This is a genomic window from Leptolyngbya boryana PCC 6306, from assembly GCF_000353285.1.
GTDB lineage: Bacteria > Cyanobacteriota > Cyanobacteriia > Leptolyngbyales > Leptolyngbyaceae > Leptolyngbya > Leptolyngbya boryana.
Genome location: NZ_KB731324.1, coordinates 4,335,879 through 4,356,073, shown reverse-complemented (window position 1 = coordinate 4,356,073; position 20,195 = coordinate 4,335,879). Strand labels below are relative to the sequence as shown.

General features: G+C 46.5%; 14 protein-coding genes. 6 read left to right on the top strand and 8 right to left on the bottom strand.

The genetic code is table 11. The annotated features are described in order from the left end of the window. Window positions 1–87 precede the first annotated feature (87 nt). The 4 genes from LEPBO_RS0121735 (at window position 88) to LEPBO_RS0121720 (ending at window position 5,699) form a co-directional block, all read left to right on the top strand. A complete protein-coding gene (locus tag LEPBO_RS0121735; RefSeq protein WP_197693248.1) occupies window positions 88–927 on the top strand; it encodes a C39 family peptidase in 840 nt (279 codons plus the stop codon). 344 nt (window positions 928–1,271) lie between these two features. Continuing rightward, window positions 1,272–3,380 (top strand): bifunctional arginine dihydrolase/ornithine cyclodeaminase, encoded by a 2,109-nt coding sequence (gene argZ / locus LEPBO_RS0121730; protein WP_017289688.1) that lies wholly within the window; start codon window positions 1,272–1,274, stop codon window positions 3,378–3,380. Between the two features lie 214 nt (window positions 3,381–3,594). Beyond that, complete coding sequence (locus tag LEPBO_RS0121725) at window positions 3,595–4,800, top strand: M20 metallopeptidase family protein (RefSeq protein ID WP_017289687.1); 1,206 nt, start codon at window positions 3,595–3,597, stop codon at window positions 4,798–4,800. Between the two features lie 278 nt (window positions 4,801–5,078). Then, window positions 5,079–5,699, top strand: a complete 621-nt coding sequence (locus LEPBO_RS0121720) for a superoxide dismutase (protein ID WP_017289686.1) — start codon at window positions 5,079–5,081, stop codon at window positions 5,697–5,699. Window positions 5,700–6,104: 405 nt separating this feature from the next. Here LEPBO_RS0121720 and LEPBO_RS0121715 read toward each other — a convergent pair whose 3' ends face one another. From LEPBO_RS0121715 to LEPBO_RS0121680, 7 genes are all read right to left on the bottom strand, one after another. Continuing rightward, on the bottom strand, window positions 6,105–7,688 hold the full coding sequence (locus tag LEPBO_RS0121715; RefSeq protein WP_172410455.1) for a restriction endonuclease subunit S: 1,584 nt from the start codon (window positions 7,686–7,688) through the stop codon (window positions 6,105–6,107). A 248-nt stretch (window positions 7,689–7,936) separates the two neighbouring features. Further along, window positions 7,937–8,362: a PIN domain-containing protein gene (locus LEPBO_RS0121705; RefSeq protein ID WP_017289683.1), complete on the bottom strand. Its 426-nt coding sequence runs from the start codon at window positions 8,360–8,362 to the stop codon at window positions 7,937–7,939. Beyond that, window positions 8,352–8,570, bottom strand: coding sequence for a hypothetical protein (locus tag LEPBO_RS0121700; protein WP_017289682.1), 219 nt, complete (start codon window positions 8,568–8,570; stop codon window positions 8,352–8,354). Before LEPBO_RS0121700 ends, LEPBO_RS0121705 begins: the two co-directional genes overlap by 11 nt. A gap of 76 nt (window positions 8,571–8,646) precedes the next feature. After that, window positions 8,647–10,125, bottom strand: a complete 1,479-nt coding sequence (locus tag LEPBO_RS0121695; protein WP_017289681.1) for a type I restriction-modification system subunit M — start codon at window positions 10,123–10,125, stop codon at window positions 8,647–8,649. Window positions 10,126–10,182: 57 nt separating this feature from the next. Then, entirely contained in the window at window positions 10,183–12,522 is a 2,340-nt protein-coding gene (hsdR, locus tag LEPBO_RS0121690) for an EcoAI/FtnUII family type I restriction enzme subunit R (RefSeq protein WP_017289680.1), read from the bottom strand. 196 nt (window positions 12,523–12,718) lie between these two features. Then, window positions 12,719–13,144, bottom strand: coding sequence for an HNH endonuclease (locus LEPBO_RS0121685; RefSeq protein ID WP_017289679.1), 426 nt, complete (start codon window positions 13,142–13,144; stop codon window positions 12,719–12,721). A gap of 6 nt (window positions 13,145–13,150) precedes the next feature. Next, a complete protein-coding gene (locus LEPBO_RS0121680; RefSeq protein ID WP_036046383.1) occupies window positions 13,151–13,552 on the bottom strand; it encodes a hypothetical protein in 402 nt (133 codons plus the stop codon). Between the two features lie 124 nt (window positions 13,553–13,676). On the opposite strand from LEPBO_RS0121680, the gene trhO reads away from it, so the two are divergent. Beyond that, entirely contained in the window at window positions 13,677–14,507 is an 831-nt protein-coding gene (trhO, locus tag LEPBO_RS37865; protein ID WP_017289677.1) for an oxygen-dependent tRNA uridine(34) hydroxylase TrhO, read from the top strand. Between the two features lie 116 nt (window positions 14,508–14,623). Here trhO and LEPBO_RS0121665 read toward each other — a convergent pair whose 3' ends face one another. Continuing rightward, complete coding sequence (locus LEPBO_RS0121665; RefSeq protein ID WP_017289675.1) at window positions 14,624–18,784, bottom strand: DEAD/DEAH box helicase; 4,161 nt, start codon at window positions 18,782–18,784, stop codon at window positions 14,624–14,626. A gap of 146 nt (window positions 18,785–18,930) precedes the next feature. Here LEPBO_RS0121665 and LEPBO_RS0121660 point away from each other — a divergent pair, with 146 nt between their 5' ends. Next, on the top strand, window positions 18,931–20,097 hold the full coding sequence (locus LEPBO_RS0121660) for a pyridoxal phosphate-dependent aminotransferase (RefSeq protein WP_017289674.1): 1,167 nt from the start codon (window positions 18,931–18,933) through the stop codon (window positions 20,095–20,097). Window positions 20,098–20,195: the final 98 nt, after the last annotated feature.

Genomic DNA, 20,195 nt, shown 5'->3' with positions numbered 1-20,195 from the left:
AGCGAGGTCTCAATGCCATTTCCTTGATCCAGTCTGCTCTCTAGCTTCGTTGTCACCCCTTGAGGAAAATTTTCTCTATCTTTTTTTTTGTTTCATCCGCAAACCGATCGCGTCTCCCTGTTGTCACAGGCAACCATTTGTCAGGAGCGTCAGATGCTACAACTCAAAGTCTTAGTCAATTCAGTGCTCAAGCAGCAGCCCATCGACTCTAGCAAGCTTCCTGCTGATCAGAAACAGTCGATCGCAGCCGAAACGGTTTTAGAGATTAGCTCGTTTACTGTTGTTGCAGACCATCTCAAAGTTACGTTTGCTGATCGATCGTTTCAAGGTCAAAAAACCTGGATGATCTTCCAACGTCATGCGGTCATTCTCAAAGATGGAAAGGTGAACTTTCCGCAAGCCACTCGTTTAGCCGTACCTTATCTCGATCAGTTAGATAACTCCGATAATCCGTACGGAACTTGCAATGTTACAAGTCTTGCAATGGTGCTGTCTTACTTCCGAGTTCCTCCGCGTAATCCAAGTATCCGCTTTCCTGATGAACTCGATCGCTATTGCACTGAAAAGAATTTAGATCGCCATGAACCCGCAACGATCGCTCAAGTCGCTGAAGATTATGGCTGCCACGATCGCTTCACGCAAACTGCAAGCTTTGAGCAAGTTAAGGAATGGTTAGCTCAGGGCAATCCAGCGATCGTGCATGGTTACTTTACTCCATCCGGACATATCATTTGCATCATTGGCTACAACGAAAAAGGCTTTATCGTCAATGATCCGTATGGTGAATTAATGTTTGATCCAAATCCTGAACTCAGCCACTACGATATCTACACCACAGGTGCAGGACTGACTTATTCTTACAATCTGATCTATCAAACTTGCTGTACAGATCATCAGTTCTGGGTGCATTTCATCTCAAAGCGTTAACTTCGTTTCTGGTTTGCGAGCGTTCTGAGATTCGGAATGCTCTTTTTAATTTAAATTATTTTCGGAATATCTTGCCGTCGTTGAGCACGAGAAGGTTGGCTAATGCAGTTTGTGAGCGCTACGATCGCATTAAGCCTCTCTTCATGAGTTCATCGTTTGCTGACACATTTTAGGAATTAAGCGTTCCCTTTGTTCCTAGAATGGATCGAATGTCTGCCGCTACAAGTTCGACGTTAGCCCAGGATGTCCTGTAGTCATCGATACAACATCGAGACAACCTTGGGGTGCACACTCTCATTCATTGAGGGACACCCCAGAATACACATTTACCCAGATTTTTCTCTATGACATCTTCGATTCGGATTTTGATGTGTGCTCCTGACCATTACGATGTGGATTATGTGATTAATCCGTGGATGGAAGGGAATATTCACAAGTCGTCGCGCGATCGCGCAGTAGAACAATGGCACGGTTTGCATGACTTGATCAAGCAACATGCGATCGTGGATCTGGTCACGCCACAAAAAGGTGTCCCCGATATGGTCTTTACCGCTAATGCGGGTTTAGTACTAGGAGATACGGCTGTCTTGAGTCGTTTTTATCACAAGGAACGGCAGGGAGAAGAACCCTTTTTCAAAGAATGGTTCGAGAACAATGGGTTCACCGTGTACGAGCTTCCGCCAGAACTGCCGTTTGAAGGCGCGGGCGATGCTTTGTTCGATCGTGAAGGACGCTGGCTTTGGGCGGGGTATGGCTTCCGGTCTGAATTGGATTCACATCCTTACTTGGCAAAATGGCTGGATGTCGAAGTGTTATCCCTGCGCTTAATGGATGAGCGCTTTTATCACTTAGATACTTGCTTCTGTCCGTTGAGCAATGGCTATTTGCTTTACTATCCGCCTGCGTTTGATGCGTATTCTAATCGCTTGATTGAGATGCGAGTTCCCGCTGAGAAACGCATCGCGATTGCAGAACCTGATGCGGTGAATTTCGCGTGTAATGCGGTGAATCTCGATCATATTGTGATTATGAATAAAGCGAGTGCTGAACTAAAACAGCGCTTAGCAGATGCCGGATTTACAGTGCTAGAAACGCCGCTGACAGAATTTCTCAAAGCTGGAGGAGCCGCAAAATGTTTGACCTTACGGGTGACTGAACCTGTCCGGGTGGAACTTCATGCGGTGGCAACGATCGAGAGCCGAGTGGTGCAGCTTGAAGGTCACTTGCTCGATTCGGGTCTGATCAACCGAGCATTGGATGTGATTGTTGAAGCGGGGGGAAGCTTCCAGGTCTTGAATTTCAGCTTGGGAACACAGCGTCAAAGTACGTCTTCTGCGGAAGTGAAGGTATCGGCTCCGTCGCATGATCTGATGGAAACGATCATGTCACAGTTGATCGATTTAGGAGCCTTGCCGCGTCCAACCGAAGTCTGTGATGCTGAACTTGAGGCAGTGGTTCAAGATGGCGTTGCACCGGATGATTTCTATGTGACGACGATTTATCCGACTGAGGTTCGGGTGAATTGCGAATGGGTGAGAGTTGATCGTCAGAGAATGGATGGTGCGATCGCAGTTTCCGCCGATGGTAAAAGTGCTCAGTGTAAATTACTGCGAGATTTGACGACCGACGATCGCGTTGTCGTCGGAGTTGAAGGCATTCGCACGATTCGGAAGACGAGCACTCGCGATCAGCGCAACACTCAAGAATTTAGCTTTATGGGTGCAGGCGTTTCGAGTGAGCGGCGCGTCGAATTAGTCGTTGAGCAGATTGCTTGGGAATTGCGGCAAATTCGCGATCAAGGTGGTCGAGTTGTGGTGACAGCAGGCCCTGTTGTGATTCATACAGGCGGCGGCGAACACTTGGCGAAATTGATTCGAGAAGGCTATGTGCAGGCATTGCTCGGTGGCAATGCGATCGCAGTTCACGACATGGAGCAATCATTGCTCGGGACATCGCTCGGTGTGGATATGAAACGAGGGGTTTCTGTCCGAGGTGGGCATCGCCATCACTTGAAAGTGATCAACACAGTCCGGCGCTACGGTAGCATTGCCAAAACTGTGGAAGCAGGTGTGCTCAAGAGTGGCATCTTGTACGAATGCGTTCGGAATGATATTCCATTCTCGCTTGCTGGATCGATTCGTGATGACGGTCCATTGCCCGATACGAAGATGGATCTGATCGAAGCACAGCAAGATTATGCGCGTTTGATTGAAGGCGCAGACATGATTTTGATGTTGTCTTCGATGTTGCATTCGATCGGGGTAGGCAATATGACCCCATCGGGCGTGAAGATGGTGTGTGTTGATATCAATCCAGCAGTTGTGACGAAACTCAGCGATCGCGGTTCGGTTGAATCGGTTGGCGTTGTGACCGATGTAGGCTTGTTCTTGAGTTTGTTGGTGCAGCAACTTGAGAAATTGACGAGTGCTTATCGCTTGGCTGAGAAAGTGTAAGCGGAGTGGGGAGATGGGGAGTGGGGAGAAACCAGGCTTAGCTTGCTCCTTATCCTCTACAGATTTTGTGATGAACTACTAGAGCTGCTAGAAGCCGGATTTTTCAGAAAAATCCGGCTTCTATTTTTAGGGCACGATCCCATCAGGAGTGAAGTTTGCGATAGTGGAAGTCTAAGCTTAGAGTTTTTCTATCACGAAAAAGGTTTTTCCTATCATGGTTTCTACTTTCCTAAGTTCACCTTCAGTCGATGTTTCACAAATTCGACTGGAAATTCGATCGCTGCAAGCTCAACTCGTCACCTGGCGCAGACAACTTCATCAACGTCCTGAACTCGGCTTTCGCGAACAATTAACGGCTGAATTTATCACCCAAAAACTTCAGGAATGGCAGATTCCACACGAAACCGGAATTGCAAAAACCGGAATTGTCGCCACGATCGCAGGAAATCGTCCGGGTCGAGTCTTGGCAATTCGAGCCGATATGGATGCGTTGCCAATTCAAGAGCAAAATGATGTGCCCTATAAGTCGCAGCATGATGGACTGATGCACGCTTGCGGACATGATGGACATGTGACGATCGCGCTTGGAACGGCTTATTATCTGTCGCAACATCGTGATTTTTCAGGCACGGTAAAAATCATTTTCCAACCCGCTGAAGAAGGACCAGGGGGTGCAAAACCGATGATTGAAGCCGGGGTTCTCAAAAAACCAGATGTCGATGCGATCGTCGGATTGCATATTTGGAATAATTTGCCCTTGGGAATGGTGGGTGTGCGGACTGGGGCATTGATGGCAGCCGTGGAAACGTTTGACTTCACGATCGTTGGGAAAGGCGGACATGGTGCAATTCCACAACAAACGATCGATTCTGTTTTGGTCGGTGCTCAAATCGTGAATACGCTGCAAACGATCGTGGCGCGGAACGTTGATCCGATCGATTCAGCAGTCGTGACGGTCGGTGAATTCCATTCTGGGACAGCTTGTAATGTGATTGCGGCTTCAGCGCGGCTCAGAGGCACAGTCCGCTACTTTAACCCCAAATATGCGGGATATTTTGCGCAACGAATTGAACAGATTGTCGCCGGAATTTGTCAGGCACATGGCGCAACGTATGAATTCAACTATGACGTACTGTATCCGCCTGTGATTAATGATGGCGCGATCGCAGATTTAGTTCGGTCGATCGCGGAAACGGTGATCGAATCGCCCTTAGGAGTTGTGCCGGATTGCCAAACGATGGGGGGCGAAGATATGGCGTTCTTTCTGCAAGAAGTTCCAGGCTGCTATTTCTTCTTAGGATCGGCTAATTCAGAGAAAGGATTAGATTTTCCACACCACCATCCTCGATTCGATTTTGATGAAACGGTATTGGGGATGGGTGTCGAGTTCTTTGTCCGCATTGTTGAGACGTTTCGCTGAAACGACTGAGCGAAGTTTGTAGAAATCAAGAATTATCCATGTTAGGGGCAAACGCCCCTTTTTTTAATGAGAATCAGTATCAAGATAGATGTCGTCAGCATTTTCTAAAATCTTCGGATTCAAAAGGCTTTTTGCCCCTAATTGTACGGTTAACCCGCCCTAGAATTTCGGATTTACTAATGCAACTCAAAATCAGAATGACTATGATTTAGATATTAAAGCTGACTTGTCACTTCAGCCAACAAGTTTTCGGACAATTCATTGGAGAGATTCAAATCATGGCTTTTGAACTGAAACCGTTACCTTATGCTTACGATGCGTTGGAGCCTTACATTGATGCAACGACGATGCAACTCCATCACGATAAGCACCATGCCGCTTATGTGAATAACTTGAACGCAGCGATCGAGAAATACAGCGACTTGCAAAGTATGTCTGTTGAGGATCTCGTGACTCACCTCGATCGAGTCCCGGAAGATGTTCGTACTACTGTTCGCAATAATGCGGGTGGGCATGTGAACCATACGATGTTCTGGGAAATTATGGGTGCAAATGGTAGCGGCGCACCGACTGGAGCAATTTCTGAAGCGATTAATAATTCCTTCGGTAGTTTTGATGCCTTTAAGCAGCAGTTTAACGACGCAGGCACAAAACGTTTTGGTAGCGGTTGGGTTTGGCTCGTGCGATCGCAGCAGGGCGATTTGCAAATTCTTTCAACGCCAAATCAAGATAGCCCATTGATAGAGGGTCATACGCCGATTATGGGAAATGACGTTTGGGAACATGCTTACTATTTGAAGTATCAGAACCGACGACCGGAATATCTCAATGCTTGGTGGAATGTCTTGAATTGGGAAGAGATTAACCGTCGATTCGATGCAGCGATGAGCGGACATTAATCTATCGATGATTAGAATCATCCACTTGTGTGATCTCGATCACTCACAGTATCATTAACCACAGACATACTGTAGAAGACTCAACTTTAGCCGAGTCATCAACAGGGAACACACGACTGGCCGACAGATTTCTCAGGAAGACTGTCGGTTTTTATTATTTAGACAGAAAGCTAGACAGCAACAAATTGGATGAGCAGGGCGATCGAGTCAGATCGTTCATCGCATTCACCCGCCCCCGGAATGAAATTCCAGGGCTAGTTGAACGAAGTCCCTGAAGGGACTAACAGCCAATCAGAATGGGGTCTTTAGTCCTTTTCAAAGGACTTCGCATGGTTAGCCCGGAATTCTATTCCAGGGCGAGATAGAACGGAGCGAGGAAACTGTTGATATGTTTCAAATACTCTCTTAGACTGTCAGGTGGTTGATCGCGGAAGCAGCGAGAGCTTCTACCCGTTGTTGGGTCTGGCAAAGGTTTTCTTCAAGTAGATCGCACATCTGCATCAATTCATCTACTTTGGCAACAATCCGTTTCTGTTCTGCTAGAGGAGGAAATGGAACAAAAATTTCGCGAATTTTGCCAACACTCAAGCTATAAAGCCCACTCGTCGTAATTGCTAAGCTTCTCATCTCAGCCATTCCGCTAGGGGAATTAAGAAACATGAGTGTAAAAGATTGACTATCATGAGCAATTGGTCTTGCTCGAATAATATGATTCTGGTGGACACATTGCTTTATTTGATCATTCCAAATTGCACATCTACCAATTTCTTTTTCGCTCCCATTTCCTTCAACAATCAGCAAATCGCCTGATTCTAGATGCCACCTTTCAAGTTCACCATCTAGAAGTTCAAAGTATTCAATCTCGTCTAAGTCTAAGTAGCCTCTTTGAACATTAGCTACTCGGAGATAGGGAAAATAATTGGATATAGGCGCTCTTTTAGGTGTTTTCTGAATTCCGCCTGAAACATCATAAAAATCATTTATTTTCAACCAAATCCAGTTAGACGGAATTTCAAATGGAAAGTTTACAGCTTTCTCAGCTTGTTTTGATTTAGTAGTATGGTTCTTTTTGTGCTTTATTTGATTAGCTACAAGAAAAGCAGATTGATCTGTAGTATCTTGAGCAGTTAGTTTACCTCTTACTGCCAACTCCAAAATCGATCGACGTAAATCTCCCACATCTTCCGGCTTTTGGCTGAGCGATCGCCAATTATCACGAACGATCGACCAACTTTTCTGCAATTCCTCATCGGTTTCGGCATTCATGAGAGAAGCGATCGCACTTCCCCTCAGTTTTTGCCGCAGCTTGTCTTGCGTTTCTTGGGATTGTTGGTAGCGATCGCACAACGCCATCAACTCATCCACCTTCTCAACAATCCGTTTCTGTTCAGCTAGAGGAGGAAGTGGAAAAGCACAGCCAGCAAAATAATCACGAGGAACTCGTTGCTGACCTGCTGTTCCTGTCATTCTAAGAACACCCTCGTCAATAAACGATGGAGTTTTTAGAAATATCAAGACATATCTAGGATCTATTGCTCCTAACAAGGAACGAAATATCAAAAGCTCAGTTGTTCCTGCTCCATAATGATTAGGAAGATTTGAGAAAACGGTAGACTTTTTATTTTGAAAGCAAGGAGTAATTTTTGCTACGCCTACATCACCATTGGCAAAATGTGTGAACCCCTTCTTAATCCCGCTCCATTGCCGTTTTTCATAGTCAACAGGCTGCCTATAATCAGTTGGAATTAAGGTCATTGGTACAAAGCCAACTTCCATCTCATCAGGTAAATCATTTTTGGGATTAATCTCGCCTAATTCCTGTAAACAAGTCCAAACCCATCCCGCAGGTAGGCTCCAGTTTTCGGGTATTTCTAGTTTTTCTGATTTTTTTGAAGCTATCTTTTTAGCTTTTCTAATTTCTTGAACTTGCTTTAGTAGCTCGGTTGCAGGTTCATCTTCTGGACTTTGTGGGACTAATTTTCCCCGCACTGCTAAATTGAGAATGAGCGATCGTAGTTTTGCAATTCCGTTGGGTGCTTGAGCGATCGTGTCAAAGTGTTCTAGAAAAGTTTTGAAATCCATTGTGCTTATTTATCCCGTGCAGACCAAACACCCGAAACCAGCATAAATAGCCCTCCTGCCAAAATAGCGATCGCTAACCCTCCTAACATCATGTCCATCCCATTTAATCCTTCCATATACCTTCACTTCCATTCTTAAATTTTAAGAAAATCGCTTTACAAAAAAGGATTCATGATTTCAAGTTTTTCTTCAATCACCAATCCACTTTGCATATCTTCAGAAATCAGAATGCCGACTTCCGCGTGAAGTGCCGATGCAACAACTAAACTATCCCAAAAAGACAATCGGTAATTATTTCTGAGATTAGAAGCGTTCAATAAAATCTCTATTCCTGGCTCTATCACTGTATACATCTGATAGAAAGCATTTACCACTTCGTAAATCTGCTGCTCAGAAAAAGCAGCTTTCCTAATTAAGTTGATGCAAACCTCGTTAATAACTTGCGTACTAATAACGATGGCTCCTGATTGAACAAGCTGATTCGCGATCTCATGCTTTTTAACATCCTGATTTTGAATCAAAGCATATAGCCAAATGTTTGAATCTACAAAACAAGTTGGCGAATTTTGACTACCGCTCATAGATCTCATCTCGTGTTAGCGGAGCAAAACCTTCAATACGAATTGGATTTTCAAGCAACTTTTCCAAAATATTTCTTGGCTCCCCCTTCTCAATTTGCTTAATAACAACGACTTTTACATTACTTTGCTGTCCAAATTCCTGCTTATACCGCTCAGGAATTTCGATTCTTCCGTCCTTAATCGTGGTTTGAAATTCAATTGCATTCATGCGTTTGGCTCTCACTAAGTGCTATCAAATAACTCATGACATTTTGCGATAACAAAAACTTGTTTCTGAAGTCAAATCATCTTGACTCCGTTGACGACTCTAAACACAATTCTAGTGCGGTCTTGAGGTCAAGTCTCGCCTGATCTGCCATTGCCGCCGCCTCCTGATATTGCTTTAGCAGCACCAATGGATCTTCATGACTGTCTGCGATCGCATTCGGGTTCTTGATGTCCAAGTTGTAACCATTCGCCGCAATCGTCTCGATCGACACCTTCCAAGCCAACTCCGACTCCTGCCGATCGTTCCACCAAGCCTTCTCAGCATCAAACTCCTGAATCTTCATCGGCTTCGTCTTCGAGTACGACTTTGCTCCTGGCGGATAAGGATGCTCATAATACCAAACCTCAGTCGTCGGCTCCCCCTTCGTAAAAAACAAAACATTCGTGCGAATACTGGTGTAAGGACTAAACACCCCATTCGGCAACCGCACGATCGTATGCAAATTACAATCGCGCAGCAGCTTCTCCTTAATCCGAGTCTTAATCCCCTCCCCAAACAACGTCCCATCCGGAAGCACGATCGCCGCTCTCCCTCCCGGCTTCAACAACTCCATCACCAGCACCAAAAACAGATCCGCCGTCTCCCGCGTCTGAAACTCACTCGGAAAGCCCCGCTCAATCCCATCCTCCTCCATCCCACCAAACGGAGGATTCGTCACCACCACATCCACCTGATCCTCACGCCCATAATCTCGCAGCGGTTTACGCAGCGTATTGTCGTGACGCACATTCGTCGGAACCTCAATCCCATGCACCATCATATTTGTCACACAAAGCAGATGAGGCAATTGCTTCTTCTCGACCCCCAGAATGCTACGTTTCGCCAACTCCAAATCCTTCGTAGACTTCGCCTGCTGCTTCAAATGCTCATACGCATAAGTCAAAAAACCACCCGTCCCACACGCCGGATCAAGCACCTTTTCCCCTAACTTCGGATCGACCATATCGATCGCAAACTGAGTCACCGCACGCGGCGTATAAAACTCACCCGCATTCCCCGCACTCTGGAGATCCTTCAAAATCTGCTCATACAGATCCCCAAACAAATGCCGCGTCTTAGACTGATTAAAATCGATGCTTTCGTTAATCTTATCCACGACCTGCCGCAGCAGCGTCCCCGACTTCATGTAGTTGTAGGCATCCTCAAACACACTCCGCAGCAATAACGCTCGCTCTCTAGCAACACCCTCTAGCTCATCCACCTCCAAGGTTTTAAGCTTGGGAAACAATTGCCCATCAATCAACTCCAGCAAATCCTTCCCAGTCAGCGCATTCTTTCCCAATCGATCGCTGTCTGCCCACTCATGCCAGCGCAAATTTAACGGAATCGGAGACTCATAATCCTCTTCATTGATTTCTAACTCCGCATCCTGATCGCTAAAAATCTTGTAAAACAGCATCCAGCCCAACTGCCCGATCCGTTGAGCATCGCCATCCACCCCCACATCTTTTCGCATGATGTCTTGAATCGATTTGATGGTGGCACTTAGCGACATACAACTGTTCTCCCTTGCAGACTAAGAGACAGTTGTACCCCAAATCGGTCAAAAAGCTCAAGCGCCCTGATCTTCGTACAGCAGTTGCGCCAATTCCCGAACAGCAGCTTTGTATTGTTGCTTCCCTCCAAAGCTTCTGACCAATTCCACCGTCGTCCCCATCTGGGTAAACGGATCAAGCTGTAAAACCGTTCCATCCTCGATCGAGATCACGCCCTGATCTGCATACTTATCCAGCAACGCATCCAACACCGATCGCGCCGCTCCACTGTACTTGGCAAACACATCCCGCTTGCGAACCTTCTCCGCCCGTTCCTTCCGGGTTAAAGGTGGACGATCGAACGCCACATAGCAAACCAAATCAAACAAGTCATAATCCTTGCCCACCATCTCTTCTAGGGCTTCCACAATCACGCCATGCTCTCTCAACTCATCGAGAATCGCTTGCTTACGATCGACTTCATGCCACTTGGTCAAAAAGCGATCGAGCGACTGATAAGTCTCACTCACAGTACGGCGAGTATAGTCTTTCAGCGATTCCGTGGTCAGTTCACCATTTTTGCCGTAGTAGCTCACCCGCTCCCTCGCAACTTGAAACTCTTGGCGACTCACCTGATACTTCAGTTGCTCTCTCGTCTCTGTCTCATTTCCGCCATTTTCTTCACCCTCGGATTGAGAATCCGTCGATCGTCCCCCCTGACCAAATTCCTGATCTTGAATCGGTGGCCCATCCCAATCCTTGTCTTCAAAAAGCTGAGTCGCCCCGCGAAAATCAATAATCGTGAAGTAATTCTTGCCATAATCAGGACGCAACCGAGTGCCCCGCCCAATGATCTGCTTAAACTCCGTCATCGATTGAATCCGTCGATCGAGCACAATCACCTGACACGTCTGAGCATCCACCCCAGTCGTCATCAACTTCGAGGTCGTCGCAATCACTGGATAAGCTTCTTTCGGATTGATAAAGTTATCCAATTGCGCCTTCCCTTCCTTCTCATCGCCCGTAATCTGCATAACGTAGCGATGATCTTTCTGAACCAATTCCCGGTTCAAATCCACGTTCGCGATCGCGCTTCGCATCTGTTCCGCATGGAAAATATTTTCACAAAACACGATCGTCTTCCGCATCGGATCACCCTCATGCAGAAATTGGCTCACATATTCCGCCACCAACTCAGTCCGCTGTTTGAAGAAAATCGTGCGATCGTAGTCCCGCAGGTTATATTCCCGTTCCTCAATCAACTGCCCCAAATCGTCGGATTCTCCAGCTTCAGGTGTCCATCCGTCCAGATCTTTATCCAAATTGACTCGCACCACTCGAAACGGAGCCAGAAACCCATCCTCGATCCCCTGTTTCAACGAGTATTGGAAAATCGGCTCCCCAAAATAATCAATATTCGAGACGTACTTCGTTTCCTTGGGTGTTGCAGTCAGCCCGACCTGAATTGCATCTGAAAAATAATCCAGCACCTGCCGCCAATTGGAATCTTCTGCCGCGCTGCCTCGATGACACTCATCAATCACCACCAAATCGAAGAAATCACGATCGAACTTTTCGTAAAGGTTGTCGCGCTCCTCATGACCAATAATCGCCTGATACAAACCCAGATAAATCTCGTAAGACGTATTCATCCGTCCCGTTTCATCGACGAGCCTGCGATCGAGCTTCGTCATCACCTCACCAAAGGGACGAAAATCATTCACGATCGTCTGGTCTACCAGCGCATTGCGATCGGCAAGAAATAAAATCCGCTTTGCCACCTTCGTTTTCCAGAGTCGCCAGATGATATTGAAAACGGTATAAGTCTTTCCGGCTCCAGTCGCCATCACTAGCAAACACCGCTTTTGACCCCGTGCGATCGCTTCGATCGTCCGATTCACCGCAAGCTGCTGATAATACCGAGGCTCTTTCCCACCAATCTCCACAAAATACGACGAACTCAGCAACGCTTCATTCGCATCCTGAAGCTGCTTCCACTGCTTATAGCGCTCCCATAGCTCATCTGGTGACGGAAACGCATCCAGGCTAATATCTTGTTCGACTTGAGCATAAGTCCCACTGCGATCGTGCAGCACAAACCCGTCCCCATTAGAAGAAAACACAAAGGGAACCTCCAACACCTCGGCATAGGCAAGTGCCTGCTGCATCCCCGCTCGAACGCTATGGTTATTGTCCTTCGCCTCAATAATCGCGATCGGCTGATTCGTTTGATAAAACAACAGATAGTCTGCAAACTTCCGTTTTCCCCGTCCGGTCATCTGACCCCGAACGAGCATCTGACCGTCTGTGAAGTAATACTCGCGTCGAATCTGGCTCTTTTTCCAGCCTGCATTGTGGATTGATGGGGTAATGTAGCGATCGCAAATATCAGCTTCACTTAGTTCTTTTTTACTCATGTTGCCTAGGGGGATCTCAGCACATACTGATACAGTATTCCCCCCGACTCAGTAACGTCAGTAATTTGCCCAAGACTTCATCAATTCGCCTATTCTGAACAAACTCTTTGCACATTCTCCCGATGCCGAAAGTTCTTCAACTGCTTAAAACCACGTCGCATTAAGTGATCGAGTCTCTGCTGGGTATTTGTCTGCCTCAATCTTTAGGTGGATGCCATCCACTCGATACCCAACGTTTTCGAGCGACTCGAATAATTGCTCGATTCATCTGCAATGCCAAAATCGTCGATCGCCCAACTACAGTTAGCCCTTCGACAGTTGTACCATCCTCACTCCAGGTAAAGTGATCATTCCAGTTTTGACAGCGTGGATTGAACAAGGGAACGGTGGTTGCAGTGAGTGGGTCAGTAGATTCTGTCGTATCTGATTTGAATTCGTTGCAGGCTCGACAAGCAAGGCAGACATTTTCAAAGACTGTTTTTCCTCCCTTTGAGCGTGGAAGAATGTGATCAAAGGATAGATCAATTCCACTGTTGACTGCTTGAGTCAAACAGTAGCAGCACCGACCGCGATCGCTGATTTCAATCTGATTTCGTAGCTCAACTGGAATGTAGTTTGACACAAATTTTTAAGGCGTTGGGATCAGGTGTCCGCGCCAGCGCAAGAGCGTTGCTGCATGGGCTTTACGAAGCATGAAAGCATCGGCTGTTTGTCTGAGTTGAGCAAGTTCAAGTTTTTCAGTATCACTCAAGCTGCTTTCTCGATTGAGTTCGAGCAATTCATCATACCGGGCTGTGTCAGGTGAATGTTGATGGCTCCGGGCGATCGACCAGAGTGCATTGTCGTCTAATCGATCGAGAGCAGCTAAGTCCACCTGAAATTCTTCGGGAACGTCATCCCAATCTGGAGGGCTTCCGACTTCTAGCGCATGGAGAATGACAGCTTCCAATGGCTGCTGAGTTGCTTGAGCAGTGCTGACCAAACGTTGATAGAGTCGTTCTGGAAGTTGTAACGTAATTGAGGCGGTCACAGGATTCACCTCCTGAAAGTATTCCTATTTTATCTCGATCGCTCAGTATTCTCTTTCGCCCGTTTTTCTGGATCAAACTTTAGACGGAAAACGCTAAACTAGAATCCCTGATTCTTCATCTCTCATGTTGGTTGCTGCTTTTTACAAGTTCGTTTCTCTCCCAGATTATGTGGAGTTGCGCGCTCCTTTACTGGCTCTGTGTCAAGAGCAAGAAATTCGTGGCACGATTCTGCTGGCGCAGGAAGGAATTAATGGCACGATCGCGGGATCAAGACCTGCGATCGCTCAAGTTCTCGACTATCTCCGCAGCGATTCAAGATTTGCTGACCTGAACGTGAAAGAATCTGAAACCGAATCGCGGATGTTCGATCGCTTGAAGGTCAAACTCAAAAAAGAAATCGTCACCTTAGGCATTCCTGAAGTCGATCCGACTCAGCAAGTTGGAACCTATGTGAAACCGCAAGAGTGGAATGCGGTGATTTCTGATCCTGAGACGATCGTGATTGACGTGCGCAATCGATTTGAGGTCAGTGTCGGCAGTTTTGAAGGGGCGATCGATCCTGAAACTGCTTCGTTTCGACAGTTTCCAGACTATGTGCGATCGCAGCTTGACCCAACTCAGCATCAGAAAGTTGCAATGTTCTGCACAGGCGGAATTCGCTGCGAAAAAGCTTCGGCGTATCTGCTGTCTCAAGGATTTAAGCAGGTCTATCACTTGGAAGGCGGGATTCTCAAGTATTTGGAAGAAGTGCCTTTAGAGGAGAGCTTGTGGCGGGGCGAATGTTTTGTGTTTGACCAACGGGTGGCAGTGACGCAAGGAGTCAAAGATGGCTCGTATGATATGTGCTATGCCTGCGGACATCCAATCTCTCCCGATGAAAAAGCCTCTCCTCTGTATCAAGAAGGAATTTCTTGCCCATATTGCTCAGAGACTTGTTCGGAGTCATCAGAGTGATTCGGAGCCATCAGAAATTGAACGAGAATCTAACGATTGCTACTCTTAAAGTCAAAGTGCTTTGCGATCGCATTCTCTTCAGAAGCTTGATTGGTACTGGCAAAGCTTGAACTGATTTAACCTTCTTGAATCAAGTGAAGCAGTTCATCGGTCGAGATTTTGCCGCTGACTTCTGTGCCTTCTAGTAAGCTATCTGCTAGCTCGCGTTTGTGTTGATGGAGATCGACAATCTTATCTTCGATCGTGTCTTTTGCCACGAGTCGATAGATTGTCACAGGACGCTGCTGACCAATTCGGTGTGCACGATCGCTAGCTTGATCTTCAACGGCTGGATTCCACCACGGATCCATATGAATCACATAGTCTGCGGCTGTCAGATTGAGTCCTGTTCCTCCTGCTTTCAGGCTAATTAAGAACACATCGCCTTCACCTGCTTGGAAGGCATTAATCCGCTTCTTGCGTTCAGGGGTTGAAGTGGAGCCATCGAGGTATTGATAAGCGATCGCTTTTTCTTTCAATAGTTCTTGCAAAATCTTGAGATGATCGACGAATTGACTAAAGACGAGAACTTTATGTTTGTTATCAAGCAATTCTTCTAGCACTTCGCTAAACAGTTGCAGCTTCGCACTAGGAAGTGGAGAGTCGGGAGTTACTAATCGAGTATTACAGCACGATCGACGAAGCTTCATAATCTCAGCTAAGACTTGCAAGTGCTTTTGTCCCGCAGTTGCGTCGGATTCTGCAAGACGCTGCATTGCACTTTTTCTCAGCGCTTCATAGAAAAGCCGTTCGTCAGGACTTAACTCGACATGCAGGACAATCTCAGTTCGAGAAGGTAGTTCTTGTAAGACTTGGGTTTTAGTCCGGCGCAGGATGAACGGTTGAATCAGTTTTCTTAAGCGAGTTCGGGCTTGTTTATCTTCAAATCGTTCGATTGGAGTCGCAAAACGTTCGTTAAATTGCTCCAGTGAACCGAGTAAGCCAGGATTGATAAATCGGAATAGATTCCACAATTCGCCTAAGTGATTCTCGATCGGGGTTCCGGTTGTAATCAGTTTGAAACCGCCTCTGAGGTTCATTGCAGCTTGCGATCGCTTAGTTGCAAAGTTCTTAATCGATTGAGCTTCATCGAGCACAATGGTTTGCCATTCGATTTGAGCTAGCTTTTGGGCAACGTCATCTTGCTGAAGTAAGCCATAGCTGCAAATCAAAATGTCAAACGGTTGTAGACGATCGAGAACTTTTTGGCGATCGCCACTTCCAAATTGCACAACATTCAACGTTGGAGCAAAACGCTCAACTTCACTAATCCAGTTCAAGCACACCGAAGTTGGAGCGATGACTAACGTTGCTCCATTCGCAGCACGAGTGAGGATTAAGGCGATCGATTGCAACGTTTTACCTAATCCCATTCCATCGGCTAAACAGGCTCCTACGCCCCAGTGAGCAAGCTTTGCCATCCAGCGAAATCCTTCGATTTGATAGTCGCGAAGTTCGGCTTGTAAGGTTGAAGGAAGAACCGGATCGAGAGATTCTACTTCTTTGAGTTTTTGAATGTGTTTTTGCCAATATCGATCGGCTTCTAGTTCGCCAATTTCATCGATCCAATCCTCGATCGCAACTGCGGCAAGTGGATGAAATCGGGTTTTCTTGCCTTGCTGTTCTGCGATCGCTCGAAATTCATCGAGTCGTTTGCGAAACTCTTTGGTGAGTGCGAGAAACTGACCATCTTCTAGACGAATAAATCGACTGTTCGATTGTCCTAATAGTTCTAACAGCCGTTGCATTTCCAGCACTGAGTCTTCGTCAATTCTCAGTTCACCGCTGGCTTCAAACCAATCTCGCTGGCGTTGAATCTTCATCTGAAAATTGCCGATTCCAACTTCGCGGCGAATGCGGAACTTTTCACCTTCGGGATGAGAAATAATAATGCGATCGCCCAATTCCTGAAGCTCTAGCAATAGCTCCAAACAATCCTCTGGATCTTCAATGAGCCATTCGCCATCTTCTTGCTCATGTTCCATTAAAATATCGCAGTCGAGCATGGCATCATTTGCCAATTTTCGTTCTAGCTTCAGGTCTCGTGTAGTCTGTAATCGCTGACCTTCGACTTCTGCAATGACAGTTTCTCCGCCCATTCCAGGACGATAGTATGATCCACCCGTTGCAAAGGGACGAACTAATACGGCAACTCTCAGCCCGGATCGTGCAGGCAGAAGATGAAAATTAGGAGTTGGGTCAGCAGGTACTTCTTCAGCACTCACACCACCACCGATATCTGAATGAACGGTCACCAGTCCAGAGATTGCGTGAATCGCATTGAGCACTCGATCTTTCGCTTGTTCAGGGACTTCTAATTTGTTGCGCGATCCTAGAATTTCTCCAATTCGTCGATGCTCAGCCGTCAGTTCAATAATTTTCAGCCGAGTTGGACTTTCTTTGATTAATAAAATGCTTTGATTGTCTTTGAGAGCTGGAGATAGTTCTAAGGTTAAGCGATCGTGCTTTCCCTTTTTCACAATCAATTCTGGCTCACCTCGGACTACCTCAATCCTTGTGCCTGGTGCATCGTCCCAAAAGACATAGGGATGACCGATTAAACCTAGAATTGCTTTCTCGTCAAATCGATAATCGACCTGTCCATAATATCCGCCTGATGAATAAGCTTTGAGTCCAGCACAAATTTTCTGATCTTGCTCGGTTAAGTAAGGAAAATCCTCACTTGATCGCACTAAACGCTTCAAGGCAACATTTCGACCTTTTCCCCATTCGCCTTTTGCATTCAAAGATTGCTCTTTGGGTTGAATTGTCCAAGAGCTAGCATACATTGTGATAAACCAAGCTAAGCGCTGTTTTGTTTCGGAAGGTTCAGAAACAACGGGAGCTTGATTGAGGTTTGTCAATGCATTTAGGCAAAGCTCCCAAGGTTCGAGTGACTTGACTAAATCAACTAAAGGAACAATTTCGGTCGATCGCTGAAGTTGTTCTGCAATTTCAACAAATTCGCTCTTGGGTTTGAATCGCGAGAGTAACATAGCAACTTCTAGCGCGACCCAGTAATAGCCTGAGGCTTGAGCTTGAGCATAGAAAGCGCTGAGTCCACTTGAAAGTCTGGATCTCGCAGTCGATGTGTCTGTCCAGTACACGACGAGTGCATTCACAATTGTTTCGATGCCATGCTGATGTCGATAAGGAGCTAAATCGAGAATCCAATCTTTCTGACCAATGTCTCCTTGCTGAAGCTGAATGATTTTCTCTAGCGTTTCATAGGTTGGACTCAGCCAATTCTTTGCCTGTTTTCCAATCCCTGCATAGGTTTTAGCTTCACTCAATTGAGCGGTCGATCCCGCTTTTAGCAATGCCAAGATGAAAAAGATGCCAAGTAGCCCGCTGAAATAGGCTTTGCGTTTGCCGATAGCTTTGCGAAAGGCAGCAAGCCCGATCGTATATTGTGCGATCGCAGTCTCGAAATCCCCACTTAACGTTTTTAGCCATCCTGATAATGCGGCACTTGGCTCTGCGGGTAAGCGTTCTAAAATAGATTGTGCTTCAGCCAGTTGTCCTCTCAATAACAGTTGCTCGACTAAAAGCAGCGGTTGCCAACTAAATTTAGTCTTGTTTTGCTGACAATCTTCCTGAAGCAGCGTAAACGCCTCATTCGCGGGGACGAATTGCTGCACCGAATGATTCAAAATTCCGAGGAGGACTGTTTCATATAAGGGTGGTGGCAATGAGCGCACCCATTTGGCATCGAATGGATGATTACAGACTTGAAAGATCGCTTCATCGATCGTGATTTTTGTTCGATTAAAGCTGTAGCGAGAATAGTGCTCAAACTGTTTACTGGCGTAGGTGAGATCGTTTCGATAGATGCCGATGCGAAATTCGCGCAAGAACTGTTGCTCATTCTTGAAATATTTAGCGCTGCCTGAGAGCACTTGAATGGGATTCACTGCCTCAATCGCGGCGACCAGGGTTTCAAACTTGTTGTCTGCGATCGCGTCCCGAGTTGCAATTTCAACGATCGCTGGATTGCACTGAAACCCGTTTGAAACTTGCACTAAAATTTCATCATTAATTAAGCGATCGAGTCTCGTCTTCAGCATCGCATCGCTCAAGACTTTCCCACCCTCTCTGATCCCCGCATGCTGGAGACATTTCAAACAAGCTGCACGGTATATCGGTTCATACATAACCGAGAACACCTGTACGATTTGGCGCTTGATTTTGTCTAATTTGCGATAGCGATTGAGAATCTGAGCGTGATCATCACTCATAAGCGTTTAGCTCAATGAAGTTTAATCAGGATAACAAGAAATTTAGGCTGCTCTCAAACCTGAATTCCCAAAAAAATTAGCATTTAAGATCAGGGGATCACGTTAAGATCTAAATCCTAATTTAACCTCCGCGTTCTGGAACTGATATGAAACTGGCAGGAAGAGTAAGTCAGGTGACTCCATCGCTCACCCTCGCGATCGACGCAAAAGCCAAGGCGATGAAGCGTGACGGTATTGATGTCTGTAGCTTTAGCGCAGGCGAACCCGATTTCGATACACCAGACCATATCAAGCAAGCGGCGGTTGATGCGTTGAAACAAGGTAAAACTCGATACGGCCCTGCTGCTGGAGAACCGCTCTTAAGAGAAGCGATCGCGCACAAACTGCAAACCGAGAATCAACTCTCCTATGCTCCCGAAAATATCATCGTGACGAATGGCGGTAAACATTCGCTCTACAACTTGATGATGGCAATGATTGATCCGGGCGATGAAGTGATTATTCCCGCTCCCTATTGGGTGAGTTATCCCGAAATGGTCAAACTCGCGGGGGGTGTGCCTGTGATCGTCAAAACGACGGCTGAAACAGGCTACAAAATTACGCCAGAGCAGTTGCGCCAAGCGATCACAGATAAGACGCAGCTTTTCATTCTCAACTCGCCCTCAAATCCTACGGGCATGGTTTACACCCCAGATGAGATTCGCGCGATCGCTCAAGTGATCGTTGAGAAAAATATCTACGTGGTTTCAGACGAAATCTATGAGCGCTTGCTCTATGACGGTGCAGAGCATTTGAGCATTGGGGCTGTCAGTCCAGAAGCGTTTGAGCGCACAATTATCAGTCATGGATTTGCCAAAGCTTATTCGATGACGGGCTGGCGAGTCGGCTATCTCGCGGGGAATCTGGATTTAATCAAAGCGGTGACGAAGATTCAAGGGCATAGCACCTCGAATGTCTGTACGTTTGCTCAATATGGCGCGATCGCGGCGTATGAAGGTTCACAAGATTGTGTCGAGAAGATGCGCCAAGCTTTTGCCGAGCGGCGACAAGTGATGTTTGACGGGGTAACTGCGATTCCCAAATTAACTTGTGTAAAACCGGATGGAGCTTTCTATCTGTTTATCAACATTAGTCAGCTCGGCATGACTTCGCTTGAGTTTTGTGATGGTTTGCTGACAGAACAGAAAGTTGCTGGAATTCCTGGAATTGCATTTGACGCAGACGATCATATTCGCTTCTCTTACGCGACGGATATGAATACGATCGAGCGCGGACTCGATCGCTTAGCTGCGTTTGTCAAATCTAAGATCTAATCAGTTCGGCAGAGCGTCGCATTGCGGTTGCCTGGGTGAATGGAATTTGCGGCTACTATCGCTGTTCTAAGTTTAGTGGGGAGTGGTTCTGTTTGTAC

Bases quoted from the DNA above. Each gene is read 5' to 3' on its own strand.
- argZ (WP_017289688.1), top strand. From the start codon at position 1,272: ATGACATCTTCGATTCGGATTTTGATGTGTGCTCCTGACCATTACGAT.
- LEPBO_RS0121725 (WP_017289687.1), top strand. From the start codon at position 3,595: ATGGTTTCTACTTTCCTAAGTTCACCTTCAGTCGATGTTTCACAAATT.
- LEPBO_RS0121720 (WP_017289686.1), top strand. From the start codon at position 5,079: ATGGCTTTTGAACTGAAACCGTTACCTTATGCTTACGATGCGTTGGAG.
- LEPBO_RS0121705 (WP_017289683.1), bottom strand. From the start codon at position 8,362: ATGAGCGGTAGTCAAAATTCGCCAACTTGTTTTGTAGATTCAAACATT.
- LEPBO_RS0121700 (WP_017289682.1), bottom strand. From the start codon at position 8,570: ATGAATGCAATTGAATTTCAAACCACGATTAAGGACGGAAGAATCGAA.
- LEPBO_RS0121695 (WP_017289681.1), bottom strand. From the start codon at position 10,125: ATGTCGCTAAGTGCCACCATCAAATCGATTCAAGACATCATGCGAAAA.
- hsdR (WP_017289680.1), bottom strand. From the start codon at position 12,522: ATGAGTAAAAAAGAACTAAGTGAAGCTGATATTTGCGATCGCTACATT.
- trhO (WP_017289677.1), top strand. From the start codon at position 13,677: ATGTTGGTTGCTGCTTTTTACAAGTTCGTTTCTCTCCCAGATTATGTG.
- LEPBO_RS0121665 (WP_017289675.1), bottom strand. From the start codon at position 18,784: ATGAGTGATGATCACGCTCAGATTCTCAATCGCTATCGCAAATTAGAC.
- LEPBO_RS0121660 (WP_017289674.1), top strand. From the start codon at position 18,931: ATGAAACTGGCAGGAAGAGTAAGTCAGGTGACTCCATCGCTCACCCTC.